Here is a 14,108-nt window from a genome sequence, read left to right on the forward strand (position 1 = left end):
AAAGGGCTTAAGGCTTTTGTGCGCTCTTGAACCATGGGAAAAAGGCGCTCGTTGTTTGTTGATATTTTTTGTAGGCTTCCGGTTTGCTCCGAAGATTTTGTTCTTCATTGTTGGGTACGCCGGTTACTTTGGTTAACAGATATAAAATTATAGCCGGACTGATAATGGCCAGTATTCCCCATGGGGAAGCCAGCGCAAAGATAAAATAAGCCATCCAGGTTAACCATTCAAAGAAATAGTTGGGATGACGGCTGTAATACCATAGCCCTGTATCGCAAACTTTCCCTTTATTTTTCGGGTCTTTTTTAAACGCAGCAAGTTGCCGGTCTGCAATCAGCTCACCAATAAATGCAATTAACCAGATGCCTAATCCAACATATTCGAAAAGAGAAATCTCAGTATCGGTATTTGCGGTGATGATGAAAAACGGAATGGCGAGCAAAACATTTGAAATAGCCTGAAACTGGAAAAATATAAAAAAATTCCGGTCAGCCTGCTCACCCCATTCGCTGCGAAGCTGCTGGTACCGGCCTTCCTCCTCATCCAGGTGCCCGATTACCCGCTGCCATAAATGAATACCCAGCCTTAACTCAGCCAGTAAAAAGACAGTGCAGATTAAAATATTTCTGGTTAAAAACCCCTCGGAAAGAAAGAAGGTAATGATCGTGATTACAGGAAAATTCAATGCCCAGAACACATCAACAACACCGGCATTTTTAATTTTTTTCGCCCAGAGCCAAACCAAAGCCATAATGGCGCAGCATGCAACTAATGAGATGAGGGCAATAAAAAGCAGATGTTGATAATCCATCGTAAGTTTTGGGTTTGGGACTTAGGGATACGCGTAAAACAGAATTTTCTACTCGACGCTACAGGTAAATCCTATCTCTTAATCAGTAATTCTTTAATACCCTCGCCCGGTTTTAATTTAAATAAATGAACTAAAACATAGGCCAGAGTGGCTATACTACCTAAACATACGAACAAAATTGTAATAGAGATTTTAAGAATAATACTTTTTTCTTTATAAAACATCCATAAAGTAATAATCAGGATGTTAGCATAGAAATCCCATAATGTGGCTTGCATCCAGGGGATACTACCCAGAAAATCCCATTGTTCAAACAGGTTGCTTTCTAAGGAAGTAGAGATCACTTTATAGCACATGAATACCAACAGTGCAGCAAAAAGGATTTTGAAAAAATTAATCATTGTGCTTGTATATTTTCATCAATATACGACAACAATCGTCAACAGGATGTTTATAAAATGAAATCAGAACCTAACAGCAAAGCCCGTTAAAAATAACGGGCTTTGCTTTATGATGATGTGATGGGTGATGAACTAGCTCGTTACTTAAGAGCGTCTACCTGATACTTACTACTCGATACTAAACCTTACGGATCTTGATAATCCTCATCCAGTGCAATACTTTCATTACCGGATAGGTTGGATCAAATTCCCACCATTTGGTTGCAAAATTAGGGCTGTTAGGTTTCTTGTGGTGATTATTCTGAAACAATTCACCCATCAGCAAAAAATCCCACGGTAATGAGTTTTTACTATGATCTTCATTATCATGATTAGAGTAACCGTATTTGTGGCCACACCAGTTCACAATTGCACCGTGTAGTGGTCCCATCAGAAAATGGATCGGCAATAGGATATACATCCACCAGTGATCGGCAAACATGATGTAAAAACCGATGTAAAATAAACCGCAACCGATTCTCCATAACCATGAATCGCCAATTCGGTCAACCAATGGCCACTCCGGGTAATTTCCTCTGAAAGCAGGTTCCGGTTCAATCTTGAAATGAAGGTAATTCATGTACATGTTTTTGGTTGCAATCATCATCCCGAAAACATCTTTAAAGAAGTGAGGCGAATGCGGGTCCTTTTCAGTATCACTGTAGGCATGGTGCATCCTGTGCAGAATGGCATAAGCCCTTGGATTTAAAAATGACGAGCCCTGAGAAAATAAAAGGATTAAATAGAAAAACCGCTCCCAGAAAGGTTCCATTTTAAACATCTTGTGTGATGAATAACGGTGGAGAAAAAAGGTTTGGCTAAAGAGAGAGGAAAACCAATGGCAGAGAAAAAAAATAAGAATTATCATGTATGTGTATATGCCTTAATAAACGGAATTAATTGACATTTAGTTTTATACTGGTTAGTTATGTCAAATAATGCATATAAAGCGTAAGGTATTTTATTTGAAAAAGGCACGAGTGTTCATCCAGTCGTGCCCTTTTTCTATTGGGTATTGAATATTTACTATCTGCCAAAATCGTCCTGAACGCGAACGATATCGCTTTCATCTGATGGGTTTGAAGCATCAGTATGTTGCCAGATCTCTGCCACAACGCCCCAGTCATCTAAACCAATGAGGCGGTGGCGTTCGCCTTGCTGCAATTTGATCTGGTCTTTTGGTGCGTATTTTTTCACTTCACCTTCTTCGTCAGTTTCACTGGTTTTGATACCAACTGTACCTGTTACCACTTGCCAGATTTCGGCTCTGCGGTGGTGATATTGCCATGAAAGGCGTGTGTTTGGGGCTACAATTAAAATTTTCGGACTTAATTTACCACCAATTTTTAAGCTTTCTACATCTAATCCGTCAAAATAGGTATCAGCAAACTGTTGAGCCTGTGCTTCATCAATCACAAAAAAACCACCCCATGGGCGTGTTTCATCGCGGTTTACTACATTAAAACCTTCAATCTTTAAACGTTGTGCAACGTTATCGAATATTTCGCTTTTGTCGTTTTCCATAATTGCCGTAAAAATAGTGCTTTGAAATTAAAAAAGAAGTTTCGGACAGCTTATTTTTTAGCGGGACGAATAAGTGAGGTTTTATTGAACTGAATTGAAACCTATAACTCCATAAAACCCTCCCCTACGCCCTGCTCGTTCATCCCTACAAAAGAATAATGTCTGGGTAAAAACCAGCCGATGGTTTGCATTACCCCTCTGTAAGTTTCCTCGTCGCTAAAATCTTTGGGAGTGATATTGAAAACAATGTCCTGGGTAGTACCCTGCCCGCCTGCCTGTTCTCTTACCATTAATAGAACCTTGGGTTGCTTGACCCCATTCAATTCCAGGAATTCTTTAATTACTTTTCTGGTTTGCAATGGCAGGATGGCTTCGGATGGTTGCCCGATCATGATCTGCTCATTTTCAGCAATGGTTTCATCCATTACTTTTTTAGAAAAAGGAGTTTCTGTATCTGTATAAAAGGTCTTATTCAAATGGTAATTCAAAATATCGCCATAGGTAAGCACCCAGTCGGCATGTGTTGGAGAGGGGTTAATCACCACACCATAACCGGCATCCAGTAAAAAGTCATCTTTCATCTGGTCGATTACATAACACTGAAAACTTTTATTGGGTTCGGGCAAAAACAGCTGAAAATAGGGAAAGCCATCTGGTCCGGTGATGATCTGAGGCTCACCACAACGAAAACTGGCCTGCGCAATGTTTCCTAAAAATGCATCTACCCAAGCTGCATCCCGTTGTTCAGGCGCTACCTGAGTCAATTCAAATAGCACACCTGTCTTGCTTAAATCTCCAAGATAGGGTTCTTTTGTCTGGCTTGCTTTGCCACCTTCCTGAGGCGCGATTGCCTCTTCCTTTTTCTTTAAAAAATTAAATATTCCCATTGAAATGCCAAGGTAAAAATTATAAATTACATTAATAACGCTTCGGAAGAGGAATTAATCGTCCGCCTCTTTTTCAATTTTTTCCTGCGCCAGCGCCATATCCTCGGTGTCAGCTTCAGGTTTTTCATTTACAACAATAGCGGCAGGGCTATATTGCAATTCTACATACATCGGGAAATGGTCAGAACCACAACTACTTAGTCGTGTAATGCCACCAAGTGCAAAATCCCGCGAGCAGAAAATATGGTCGAGGGGAAAACGCAGAAAAAAATATTTTGCATTGAAGCTATTGAAAAAGCCCCTCCCACGGCGCGGATCGAGTAAGCCACTCACTTTACTAAATAATTCGGTGGTATAACTCCAGGCCACATCATTCAGGTCGCCCATCACCACAACCGGACCTTTCATTTCTTTCGCTTTTGTGCCCACCAGGAGTATTTCCTTGTCTCTTTCAGTCGACCGTGGATTCTCCTGCGGGACGGGAGGTTCCGGGTGCAGGCAAAATAATTGAACTGGCTGACCAGAGGGAAGAATTACCGTGGCTTCAATCGAGGGAATGTCTTCTTTTACCAAAAACGTCACTGATCCATCCACAATATGAAGTCGGGAATACAACAGCATCCCGTAGGTATTTTCCAGGGGCATACTTAAATGATGAGGGTAACGATTCAATAGCGGACCCATTTGCTTTGCCCACCAGCCATTCGTTTCCACCATCAGGATGACATCCGGATCGCATTCTTCGATCAGTTTATGGTAGGCCGCGTCATTGCGGTTATCCTGAAACACATTGGCGATAAAAAGCCTTAAGCGATGCGACTGATCTGCATTTTTAATTCCAATAATCTGCTTTCGACCCAACTTTGTAAAAGGAAGAATAAGGTAAATGAGGTAGATCAGGTTGGCTGCCAATGCAGCAAGAATGGAGATATCCCAAACAGTACCATCGGCATATAGAAAACAAAAACAGATTAACACCAATAGATTAACAACCAGTTTCTGAAGTCGCGGATATTCGAAAACCCGGAATATCCAGAAATCATGTCGGATAAAGGGAATCAGGGTAGCCAGAATCAAAAACAGTCCGAGGCCAAAAAGAACGTCGTGCAGCATATTATAAGTAAATGTTTGGTTGTAAAATGATGGATACGACTAACCCACCAATCATCATATCAGCCTTTCAGGCCGCACTTTTATTGTCGTTGGGAAATGAACACCAAACCAGATCAAATGTTTGCTTCCGAAAGGAACATTATTTCAAAGCATGCATTGCTGTACTAATTATTTTTAATTGGCAAGGGTGGCGGTGCAGTTGTAGGAATTATTTTCTCCCGTTCGTTTCCCTTTGGCTTAGGGAGCCCATCGTAATGGTAAGATTTTTCCGGATCTTCACACGCCGTATAAAAAATAGGCTTTGGCAGAATATTACTGGCCGCTACGGTGCCATCGGTTTTGGTGAGCACTTGTTTTTGGAACTTACGTAAATAACGGTTATCACTAAAAGGATTACTTAAAAAGTATGCTTCATTTTCTGCAGCGGTTTTACTGGTGTATAGATAGGTGGCCTGATCAAAATGATAATCGCCATCATTTTGCAAAAAGGTTTGATAGTGCTTATTAGCTAATATACCATTTTGCGTAGCGACTTTTGATTGATGATACTGCTCCTTCATCTCCATAATTTCCTTCCATTGCTTCTGCTCATCCTCGTCGGACTTATTTTTGAAGTATCCGGTGCCTCCACCATAATTAGATAATTTGATCACTGCCAGGTTATTTTCCTTTGTAATGATCCCATTGAAATCTTCATTCTCTTTTTGACGAGGACTATATACCACGATGAAGTCATTATATCCACCACGGTTTTGATAGGTGTAAGCTACCTTCTGACTATCGACGTCCCTACCTGCCTGCCCGTAAAGCGTTACGGTTTTAGTTCGATGAGGTAACTGGTAAACGAAAGGCCCGTCAAAACAATTTGCATCCTCATTGAACACCTGATGAATGCCATCCTCCGCAAAGCGAATAAAAGTTAGGCTACGCCCGTCGAAACCAACAAAGTTTATTTTTGTACTGTCGCCGATAGATTTGTTTACTGTAGCATATATTTCGAATACTTCAGGTTTATCTGGATAAAAGTTTAACTCATTCTTGTTAAAGCTATAATGACCGAACACCGCAGTTGCATAGCCGTATAGCATAAATTCGCCGTCATCGAAGAGGCAAATCCCCTCGTTGCTTCCATATCTTCCTGAAACCTCTTTATAATCCATTTCTGTGTTACTACTTTGTGCAAATGAAAATTCTACTACCGTCAAGGCAAAAAGAAGTAAAGCAAATATCTTTTTCATACTAGAAAGATCCGGTTTAAGATTGAACACCACACGAATATAAATAATTAAATCACTGGTCGGTGTATTGATTAACATAGAATTCTATTGCCTGCCAATTTGACGGACAAATCTGATCGATTTTGCACCACTTTTGCGCTTAACGGAGCGGAGATTCAACCCTTGATTAGCAGGGCACTTACAGGGCCTTTACCAGGGGTTAACAGGGAATTGCCCCTACTAACCCCCTACTACTCCCCTGTCAATCCCGCATCAATCGCCTGTTAAAATAACGCTCTGGCTGAAAAAGATTCTGCTCAATATACTGTTAAATAACACTGGTATTCCTGTGGATTCTATGTCACGTTGAGATTACCATATCTGATGAACTGGATGCAGAGAGCGCTTTAATTCCACCAATGCTCCTTCGCCATTTGTAGAAAACGCCATTGAACACGGGTTTCGAAATCTTCAGTATGACGGACTTTTAACAATTGATTTTGGTTTAAAGAACGGGTAGCTGCTCATTCTGATTAAGGACAATGGCAGTGGTATTGCCGATAAAACTCTTTCTCCGTCGGAAAAACCTCCCTGGCACAAGTGATATTAAAGGAACGGCTTAAGGCACTGTTCAAGGTGGATTGTCAGCATGCTTTTTTGAGGTTACCGATAGAAAAATAAATCAGGAGAAAGGTGTAGAAGTTCAGTTATTCATTCCCATGGTACATGATTAAAACCGAAATGAAACTTTACGTGCTCGAAGATGAAGCACTGATCTTACAGCACATGTTACAAATGCTGCAGAAACTCGATTCTCTGCGGATAGTAGGCCATTCGGCCGACATTGCAAATGCATCGAAGGAAATACCTGATTTGAAACCAGATATCATTCTGGCCGACATCAGACTTGCATCTCACGGGTTGTATGGGAATCTATTTTTTAACCTTTAATACTTTACGTACGTGACTTTCATCTATCAGTCCAAATTCAGCGGCAATCTGCTTTAAACCATGATTCCCTTTCAGCATTCGATTTTTAATTAGCGTAGTTCGGTAAGTTCTGATATATTCCCTTAATGTTGTGCCACTGTTGCGCTTAAAATAAGTACCGATATAGTCATTTGTGGTATTAAAATGTGCAGCTATAGCGTGTGCACGTAGTTTATCGGGTGTGTATATATTCTTGTGCAGATAACAGAACAGCGCCTGCATATCCCGTGTATGTTTGGGGCTCGTTTTTAAACCGGGCATATTCCGTTGAAGTATAACCGAGAGTCCCAGCACCTGTTGCCAAACCAGTTGCTCATTCAGAAACAGGTCTTTTCTTAAAGATAGTATTACATCAAAAATTTGTCTTACGGTTATCCTATCCTCTAAGCAAAGCTCAAAGCCGGATAGATGTGTTTCCCGGCTTTTCACCAAATATTCCAGCGCTTGCAAACCGTAAACAAAATACGCACAATGAAGATGTATATCAGTGAACTTGACATATACAAACCGAGTTGCGTTTTCAATTTTAAACTGATGGCTTTCTTCGGGGCCAACCAGGAACACATCACCAGGCTGGTAAGGAATCCTATATTCATTGATCATATGAATACCCGTCCCATTCATGATAAAGATAAACTCATAATGGTTATGAAGGTGAAGGGGATGGGGCCAGGTATCCACCTCAAAGTCTGAGACCACTATGGGTTGAAACTGCTTGTATCGCTTCATGACATAAAAGTACCGATTTGTATCGGATTTTTACCCCAGGTTAAATTTCAAGATCCCACACCTTTGTATCTAAAGATTTAGAAATGGAAAACACAGCCTTAGTGGTGGGTGCAAACGGGGTAATTGCATCCAACCTGATTAAACATTTACGTACGCTCGGTAACTGGAACATTATTGGCCTGTCGCGTCGCGGAGGTCAGGATCAAGAGAGATTAAGCTACATTCGAGTGGATCTGCTGGATAGTCTGGAATGTAAAAACGTACTTAGTAACCTCAGTCATGTCACCCATATATTTTATGCAGCATTCAAGGATATGCCGACATGGGCAGAACTTGTACAACCAAATCTCGACATGCTAATCAATGTTGTAGAGGCTATAGAACCAGTAGCAACAAACCTTCATCATATAAGCCTGATGCAGGGGTACAAAGTTTATGGTGCCCACCTGGGGCCTTTTAAAACCCCGGCGAAGGAAACCGACGCAGGACATATGCCACCCGAATTCAACGTAGACCAGCAGGAATTCCTTGAACGAAAACAACAGGGAAAAAAGTGGAGCTGGTCGGCAATCAGACCTTCTGTAGTGGCCGGAACCGCATTGGGCAATCCCATGAACCTGATCTCAGTGATTGCAGTTTATGCAGCCATTTCAAAGGAGCTCCGAATTCCACTGCGGTTTCCAGGAAAACCAGGAGCATATGATAAGCTCATGGAAATGACCGATGCCGATCTGCTGGCCAAGGCAACGGTATGGGCAGCAACCGAAATTCAATGTGCCAACCAGGCCTTTAACATTTCCAATGGCGATCTGTTTCGGTGGAATGAACTTTGGCCAAAAATAGCAGCATATTTTGGTCTGCAATTTGCGCCCCCACTCCACATGTCGTTACAGACGGTGATGGCAGACAAGGAATTGCTGTGGACGGAAATGTCCATAAAATATGGCCTGAAAAGTACATATGGTGCGCTATCTTCATGGCCATTCGGAGATGCAGTGTTCTCGTGGGATTATGATTTTTTTGCTGATGGTACCAAAGCACGTCGGTTCGGTTTTCATGAATTCATTGATACAGAAAAGATGTTTTATAGTCATTTTGATGAAATGAAAGCAAACAAAATTATTCCCTGATGAAAGTCGGTATTAAAAGGATTTCAAAATGATCTGTTGAACATCATTCCGGTCAGTAACTTACTTGTCGGTTTGCTACAGGGAAATCATTTGATGATAAGAATGGTTCCAGCGCCGTTTTCTAACCTGAAATAATGGTGGTGTTCATAGCGTAACTCAACTATATATATCTGGCACACTTTTCCTTTTATCCCACTATCACTTCGGACATTACATCCAATCTTAATGTTAGGCGATTGACTACCTGAACATGCTGTCAACCATTTACATCTCCTTGCCCAAACCCAACACCCAATATCGCCCCTGGCCAAACATCCTAAAAAATGGACTGAAAGATCTGATCGAAAACCCAGGTTGCTGGTCGCGGGTGGCAGGAAACAGCTACCTGATTAGAAGACATCCATGATGGCATTGAGCAAAGTGGTGCAGTGGGACAAGAGGTTTATGGCGCCGGGAATGCCTTTGGAATATTACCAAGACACTTTATCAGAATTCCAGATGAAACATTTATGATCTATGTTGACGGGCCGTTTGGAACAGTGCGCAAAAAAAGTGGAAAAGTGACTTTCAATATGTTAAGTCACCAAGCCATGACCTATCGGGTAAAAATTGTATTCCACCAAGAATATCAGGCTGATTTAAGCTTTAAAATGGCTTTAAATGGCACCCAATTTCTTTCAGTACCAGTTAAAAATAAACAGATTGAGATGGATGTAAATGGTAGTCAGAAAGTAAGTATCAGCTGGAACCAAAGTGGTCAAACATTAAGCTGATTCATCTGTTGGTTAATATAACATCAACCTTGTAAAAATGGATCAACACGAATTTAGTTTAATTGCCGACCGCTACTCTACCTCTTTACATTCCAACGCACTTCGTTTTACCCAGGATGACGATGAAGCCAAAGACCTTGTGCAGGAAACACTATTAAAAGGGGTGCGTTTTTGTCATAAATTCGACGAGGGAACCAACGTCAAAGCATGGTTATACGTCATCATGAAAAATACTTACATCAACAGTTACCGACAGGCAAAAAGGCGACAAGAAGTGATACAGGTGGATGATGAGATATCGAGTGCCAATCTAATGAGTAGTGCATCAACCAATAGCGGTGAGTCTACATTCGTGATGAATGACATTGAAAAAGCAATGCAAAGTATTCCGGAAAATTATCGCATCCCCTTTCAGCGATATTTCGAAGGGTATAAATACGAGGAAATTGCTGTTCAAATGAATATACCATTAGGTACCGTAAAAACGCACATTCACCAGGCCCGGCATTTGCTTAAAAAATACCTTAACAAATACCGGGAAGGGGCAAAGTAATTTTGAAGGAAAATCAGTTCAAATTGTGGTAGCGGAACTAGTATTTCTGAATACTGTCTTTAACGTCCACTCGCTTACCGGGATTCAGGGAATCCTTTTTTATTGTATCTTCATTATCCTTATAATAATCTTCCTTTACCGGTTTGTAGTTTGTACAGGCTGCCGCGATTAAGGTAAATGCTGTAAACACAACATAAATAGCATGATTTGTTTTCATAGTTTCCGTTTTAATATGAGAAGCTGATTAGGCAAGCCTTTGTTTTGTAGAGCTCATATTCAGGTATTCATCCCTATCAGAGGCTTATACTTAGTTTTACAACAGATTTGTAAGCAAAAAATTTTCGGGGGTACTAACTTGTTTTAAACCAAATCCCCATTGTGTTTAGCCAACACACAACTGATATTTTTTCAGTCTGGAGCTGATTTTTTTTCATAAAAACTGAAATTTTTTCAGGATTTTATAACATAAAATTACAAATCATGGTTTGGCATTTGAGTTGTTCATGTATAAGGGAGAACGCGGTTTGGCGTTCATTTGAATTAATTGATTTATAGTCCATTTATTAACTAAAAAATTTTAAAAGGAGATTACACTATGACATTGGTTAAATTTAATCCTGAGAAGAAAAACAATGCATTAATGCCAGGCTTTAATGACATTTTCGAATCTGTACTTAGCGATAGCTTTTTCGCAGACCGTAAGCTAAATACATTACCTGCGGTCAATATTTCAGAAACCCCCGAATCTTTTCATATCGAACTTGCTGCGCCAGGACTGAAAAAGGAAGATTTCAAGGTTTCAGTAGAGCGGGAGACATTAACAATTTCGACACAGCAAGAAAGTCAATCATCAGATAGAACTTACAACAAAAGGGAATTCAGCTTTCATTCCTTCACCCGGGCGTTCACATTACCTGAAAGTGCCAATGTGGATGGAATACAGGCGAGTTATAACGATGGAATTCTAATGCTTACCATTCCAAAAAAAGAGGAAGCAAAAATGGTCACACGCCAGATCGAAATTCAATAATTATTTAAAATGCCGCGAAGAGCGGCATTTTTTGTTTAATTACTTTTACAACAGATCAGGTCGATTTGAACAAGTGCTGTTGAATTTCCAAGTCAGCTTATACAGCTTCATTTTCTGAAGTAGAATGTTTATTAATCTCAATAATCTGAAAATATGAACTGACTTCATTCTTTATCACTAAATCAATGTGCTCAGTAAAATCTACCAATTCGGTTACCTTACTCTTCAAATCATTTGTAAAGTTTTCAACATCAACATCGCCTTCAAGTATAATCTCAAGCGTTTCAGTGGTTCTCCAATTGGTTCCGGTGATCCCATGGAATATCGACTGAAGTTTTGACGGGAACTTTTCTTTTGCTTCCAAAGCTTCTTTGGATACTGAATTCGGCATGTTTCCAGCTTCACCTTCGTTTCCTTTTTCCCAGTCAGCTCGGGCTTCTTCTGATCCAAAATCCCCCTCTCCTACTTCGCGACTCAAAAAGCCGGCCTCGCTTTTTACGCGATTCTCCTGAGAATTTTCGTTACTCCTAAATCTTGGAACCTGGTTGTCGGGCATATTGGTTCGCTCTACCGTATTGTCCGCTTGGGCATCCCCAAGGTTTTTATTTTTTTCATTTTGACTTTCCATATTATAAATTTTTAAGGTTATCCATATATTATCTCGAACACCAGGTACCATACCCGGTTACTACTTTTAATATCAATCTATCGCCATTAGGTTAACTTGCCCGAAATACTGTGACACTTCTACCTTCAATGTCTACCATTTGGCCTGCTGAAAGGTTTGTCATTCCTGCTTGTAAAGTTCCGGTGCTGATCGCAACACTCCATTTTTCCGGATAGCCCCCTTCCGGAAGTTTAAAGGCTATATCATCAGCGCCCGCATTAAAGATGATGAAGAAATGAGCATCCAAAATTCCATTTCCCTTAACATCTGTACTTACTATACCTTCCCCATGTAAAAACACACCAATACGCACAGGGGCAATACGCTCCCAGTCGTGGTGTTGCATTTGAGTGCCGTCTACATTGAACCATCCGATATCCAGCAGGCCGTCTGCCTCAATCGTATTGCCGAGGATCCACTCTTTCCTACTCAAACTGGGATGATTTTTCCGAAGCTGGATCAGCTGCGCTGTAAAATTTTGTAGCCCGGCATCAGCTTTTTCCCAATTGATCCAGGATAGCGCACTGTTTTGGCAATAAGCATTATTGTTACCATGCTGTGTCCTGCCCAGTTCGTCTCCCGCTACAATCATTGGAATACCTTGTGACAGGAAGAGTGTCATCAGGTAATTTCGTTTTTGTTTAGCCCTTAGTTGATTTACTTCTTCTATGGCCGTTTCCCCTTCAGCACCACAGTTCCAGGAGTGGTTGTGAGCCTCACCGTCCTCATTGTCATCACCATTTGCTTCATTACATTTTTCATTATAAGTAACCAGGTCATGGAGTGTAAAACCATCGTGGGCAGTAATAAAATTGATGCTGGCCGTTGGCCTCCGGTAATCTTTCATGTACAAATCCGGGCTACCCAGTATGCGCTGGGCAAATTCGCCCATCAATCCCTCCTCCCCTTTCCACACCCTGCGAATCAGATCTCTGTATTTACCATTCCATTCTGCCCATTCGGCAGGAAATTTTCCAACCTGATAACCACCCTCACCCACATCCCATGGCTCTGCAATGAGCTTTACCTGCGAGATAACCGGGTCCTGATGAATAATATCGAAAAATGCGCCCAGGCGATCTACCTCATGTAAACCACGGGCGAGTGTAGATGCCAGATCAAAGCGAAAACCGTCGATATGTACTTCCTGCACCCAATAACGTAAACTATCCATAATAAAACGGAGTACAGCAGGCATCCGGCTATTGAGGGTGTTCCCAGTGCCTGTATAATCTGTGTAGTAACGTGGCTCATTTTCTTCCAGCCGGTAATAGGTCTGGTTATCAATACCTTTAAATGAAAGCGTTGGGCCATTGTGGTTTCCTTCAGCCGTATGGTTATATACTACATCAAGAATCACTTCGATTCCATTGGCGTGGAAGGCCCTCACCATTTCCTTGAATTCCTGCAGTTGTTCCCCATTTTTTCCTGTAGCAGCATACCTCGAATCTGGCGCAAAAAAACCGATGGTATTGTAACCCCAGTAATTTTGAAGTCCCCGCTCGATCAGGTGCCTGTCGGATACGAAATGGTGCACAGGCATTAGTTCAATCGTTGTTACTCCCAAAGATTTGAGGTATTTGATGCACTCCGGATGCGCTAATCCGGCATAGGTACCGCGCAGTTCTTCCGGAATCCGGACATTTAACTGCGTAAATCCCCTCACGTGCAATTCGTAAATCACCGTTTGGTTAAACGGGATTTCAGGTGAAACGTCATCCTGCCAGTCGAAGTACTGATCAACCACTACCGACTTGGGTATAAATGGGGCACTATCCTGATCCGAAAAACTTAAGTCGCCCAGGGGCGAGGAAATTTCATAACCAAACAAAGCATCATCCCAGGTGATATCACCTGATATGGCTTTCGCATAAGGATCAATCAGCAGTTTATTCGAATTAAAGCGCAGGCCATCTTCGGGAATATAGGGGCCATAAACCCTGTATCCATATTTTTGCCCAGGGCCTACACCCTCCAGGTAGGTATGAAAAATATCATGTTCGCGCTCCGTTAGTTCATATCTGGAAATTTCGTTTTCATCCTGGTCAAAAAAGCACAATTCTACCCGCTCAGCGTTTTTGGCAAACAGCGCGAAATTAGTACCTCGTTTGTCCCATGTAGGACCTAACGGGAAAGCCCGGCCAGGTAATTGTTTCCATGTTTGCATGTTCGTTTAGTTGTAGGGTTTATCATTGAACATACGCACACAAGCTGAAGTTTTGAAAAACCGTCTATAAGTGACAG

The 14,108-nt window shown here is 41.3% G+C and carries 16 protein-coding genes; 5 read left to right on the top strand and 11 right to left on the bottom strand.

The features are described 5' to 3' along the window. Positions 1–7: 7 nt before the first annotated feature. The 7 genes from AB669_RS05935 to AB669_RS05965 all read right to left on the bottom strand — a co-directional run bounded on the left by AB669_RS05935 (position 8) and on the right by AB669_RS05965 (position 6,013). Complete coding sequence (locus tag AB669_RS05935; RefSeq protein ID WP_047798366.1) at positions 8–811, bottom strand: DUF1295 domain-containing protein; 804 nt, start codon at positions 809–811, stop codon at positions 8–10. A 71-nt stretch (positions 812–882) separates the two neighbouring features. Then, the gene (locus AB669_RS05940; RefSeq protein ID WP_047798367.1) at positions 883–1,212 is read right to left on the bottom strand and encodes a DUF1475 family protein; all 330 of its coding nucleotides are present in this window, start codon (positions 1,210–1,212) and stop codon (positions 883–885) included. A gap of 178 nt (positions 1,213–1,390) precedes the next feature. Continuing rightward, complete coding sequence (locus AB669_RS05945) at positions 1,391–2,119, bottom strand: acyl-CoA desaturase (RefSeq protein ID WP_047798368.1); 729 nt, start codon at positions 2,117–2,119, stop codon at positions 1,391–1,393. 158 nt (positions 2,120–2,277) lie between these two features. After that, positions 2,278–2,775, bottom strand: a complete 498-nt coding sequence (locus AB669_RS05950) for a phosphoheptose isomerase (RefSeq protein WP_047798369.1) — start codon at positions 2,773–2,775, stop codon at positions 2,278–2,280. A 101-nt stretch (positions 2,776–2,876) separates the two neighbouring features. Then, complete coding sequence (locus AB669_RS05955; protein ID WP_053058285.1) at positions 2,877–3,662, bottom strand: hypothetical protein; 786 nt, start codon at positions 3,660–3,662, stop codon at positions 2,877–2,879. Between the two features lie 54 nt (positions 3,663–3,716). Next, on the bottom strand, positions 3,717–4,775 hold the full coding sequence (locus tag AB669_RS05960; RefSeq protein WP_047798370.1) for an endonuclease/exonuclease/phosphatase family protein: 1,059 nt from the start codon (positions 4,773–4,775) through the stop codon (positions 3,717–3,719). 164 nt (positions 4,776–4,939) lie between these two features. Continuing rightward, positions 4,940–6,013, bottom strand: a complete 1,074-nt coding sequence (locus AB669_RS05965; RefSeq protein ID WP_047798468.1) for a hypothetical protein — start codon at positions 6,011–6,013, stop codon at positions 4,940–4,942. A gap of 705 nt (positions 6,014–6,718) precedes the next feature. On the opposite strand from AB669_RS05965, the gene AB669_RS05970 reads away from it, so the two are divergent. After that, complete coding sequence (locus AB669_RS05970; RefSeq protein WP_047798371.1) at positions 6,719–6,943, top strand: response regulator transcription factor; 225 nt, start codon at positions 6,719–6,721, stop codon at positions 6,941–6,943. Here AB669_RS05970 and AB669_RS05975 read toward each other — a convergent pair. Then, positions 6,926–7,711, bottom strand: a complete 786-nt coding sequence (locus tag AB669_RS05975) for an AraC family transcriptional regulator (RefSeq protein ID WP_047798372.1) — start codon at positions 7,709–7,711, stop codon at positions 6,926–6,928. The genes AB669_RS05970 and AB669_RS05975 overlap by 18 nt on opposite strands. A gap of 83 nt (positions 7,712–7,794) precedes the next feature. Between AB669_RS05975 and AB669_RS05980 the strand changes: the two genes are divergently transcribed. The 3 genes from AB669_RS05980 to AB669_RS05990 all read left to right on the top strand — a co-directional run bounded on the left by AB669_RS05980 (position 7,795) and on the right by AB669_RS05990 (position 10,167). Continuing rightward, positions 7,795–8,841, top strand: coding sequence for an SDR family oxidoreductase (locus AB669_RS05980; protein WP_047798373.1), 1,047 nt, complete (start codon positions 7,795–7,797; stop codon positions 8,839–8,841). Positions 8,842–9,269: 428 nt separating this feature from the next. Next, positions 9,270–9,614, top strand: coding sequence for a hypothetical protein (locus AB669_RS05985; protein WP_047798374.1), 345 nt, complete (start codon positions 9,270–9,272; stop codon positions 9,612–9,614). Positions 9,615–9,651: 37 nt separating this feature from the next. Continuing rightward, entirely contained in the window at positions 9,652–10,167 is a 516-nt protein-coding gene (locus tag AB669_RS05990; protein ID WP_047798375.1) for a sigma-70 family RNA polymerase sigma factor, read from the top strand. A gap of 37 nt (positions 10,168–10,204) precedes the next feature. On the opposite strand, the gene AB669_RS05995 is transcribed toward AB669_RS05990, so the two are convergent. Continuing rightward, positions 10,205–10,384, bottom strand: coding sequence for a hypothetical protein (locus AB669_RS05995; protein WP_047798376.1), 180 nt, complete (start codon positions 10,382–10,384; stop codon positions 10,205–10,207). Between the two features lie 378 nt (positions 10,385–10,762). On the opposite strand from AB669_RS05995, the gene AB669_RS06000 reads away from it, so the two are divergent. Then, positions 10,763–11,197, top strand: coding sequence for an Hsp20/alpha crystallin family protein (locus tag AB669_RS06000; RefSeq protein ID WP_047798377.1), 435 nt, complete (start codon positions 10,763–10,765; stop codon positions 11,195–11,197). A 97-nt stretch (positions 11,198–11,294) separates the two neighbouring features. On the opposite strand, the gene AB669_RS22320 is transcribed toward AB669_RS06000, so the two are convergent. Both AB669_RS22320 and glgX read right to left on the bottom strand, forming a co-directional pair. Next, positions 11,295–11,825, bottom strand: a complete 531-nt coding sequence (locus AB669_RS22320; RefSeq protein ID WP_047798378.1) for a hypothetical protein — start codon at positions 11,823–11,825, stop codon at positions 11,295–11,297. A 91-nt stretch (positions 11,826–11,916) separates the two neighbouring features. After that, on the bottom strand, positions 11,917–14,031 hold the full coding sequence (gene glgX, locus AB669_RS06010) for a glycogen debranching protein GlgX (protein ID WP_047798379.1): 2,115 nt from the start codon (positions 14,029–14,031) through the stop codon (positions 11,917–11,919). Between the last annotated feature and the right edge of the window lie 77 nt (positions 14,032–14,108).

Origin of the sequence: Pedobacter sp. BMA (genome assembly GCF_001027745.1) — a bacterium.
GTDB lineage: Bacteria > Bacteroidota > Bacteroidia > Sphingobacteriales > Sphingobacteriaceae > Pedobacter.